The organism is Streptomyces sp. SID13031 (assembly GCF_010548305.1).
In the GTDB taxonomy this organism is placed as follows: domain Bacteria; phylum Actinomycetota; class Actinomycetes; order Propionibacteriales; family Kribbellaceae; genus Kribbella.
In genome coordinates this window covers 1-467 of record NZ_JAAGLV010000071.1, presented here as the reverse complement: position 1 = coordinate 467, position 467 = coordinate 1, and the positions used below count along the sequence as shown (strand labels likewise).

The 467-nt window shown below is 54.8% G+C and carries 1 tRNA gene; it reads right to left on the bottom strand.

Going from position 1 to position 467, the window contains the following annotated elements:
• Positions 1-262: 262 nt before the first annotated feature.
• A tRNA-Leu gene (locus G3I17_RS39275) sits at positions 263-349 on the bottom strand.
• Positions 350-467 lie beyond the last annotated feature (118 nt).

Sequence of the window (467 nt, the reverse complement as noted above, 5' to 3'; positions counted from 1 at the left end):
GGCGCACCTGTTGGCAGAATCACGGTGGCGCGCATTGTAACCCAGGGAAGCGGATGAAGGCTGATTAGCATCAACCTGTACTGGCCTCTTCGCGGCTAAAGCCGCTCCCACAGGATCGCCACAGGTGAGGGGAGTGAAGTACCTGTGGGAGCGGCTTTAGCCGCGAAGAGGGCGGTGCAGGTTTGCACCTATGATCGAAAGAGGAGGGATACAAAAAACGCAGGCAAGAAAAAACCCACTAGCAAGCTAGTGGGTTTTTGTATGGTGCCCAGGAGAAGACTCGAACTTCCACGACCGTTAAGTCACTGATACCTGAAACCAGCGCGTCTACCAATTCCGCCACCTGGGCACACATTCGAGATTACTTGATGCTTTACAGCGCCGCTCATCTCTACTACAACTTCGGGGTTGTCCGTCGTTGTGGTGCGCACTATACGGACGCATCGGGAGGCTGTAAACCCCCTGAT